The sequence below is a fragment of the Vibrio sp. 811 genome, assembly GCF_033339195.1.
On the sequence record NZ_JAWOUB010000953.1, the window covers coordinates 1 to 517 of the forward strand.

A 517-nucleotide genomic window follows, 5' to 3' on the forward strand; every position below is an offset into this window, starting at 1 on the left:
TCAAACAAGACGATTTCACCGGCGGATGGCAGGTGCGCGACATAACGTTGAAAGTACCATTGTGTCTTTTCTTTTTCAGTCGGGGCGGGCAATGCCACTACGCGGCAAACACGGTGATTTAACTTTTCCGTAATTCTCTTAATTACGCCGCCTTTGCCTGCGGCATCACGGCCTTCAAACAGAACGACGACTTTTAGTCCTTTGTGTTTAACCCATTCTTGCAGCTTTACCAATTCGACCTGCAGCTTTTTAAGCTCTTGTTCGTATTCCTTTTTCTTTAGCTTAGACATTATTCGTTCCTCACTCCTTGATGCTCAATATGTTAGCACTCAACGTAGGAAGTGGGGATTTCGAGTGTGTTATTTGAGAGCTGCTGCGACGTTGGCGATGGCTTGAGTACTGGTAATAGGAATCGCAAAATCATCGACATCTGAAGCGCCCATTTTGCTTTGTTCAGCAATAAAGGTCATTTGGCTAGGGCGTGTGGTTTTGCCTGAAAGATGGACGTCTTGCACGT

General features: G+C 45.8%; 2 pseudogenes. Both read right to left on the bottom strand.

The annotated features are described in order from the left end of the window. Window positions 1–290 (bottom strand): annotated as a pseudogene (locus R7Q46_RS30310) (polyphosphate kinase 2); the annotation flags it as partial. A gap of 69 nt (window positions 291–359) precedes the next feature. After that, a pseudogene (locus R7Q46_RS30315) lies at window positions 360–517 on the bottom strand (copper homeostasis protein CutC); the annotation flags it as partial.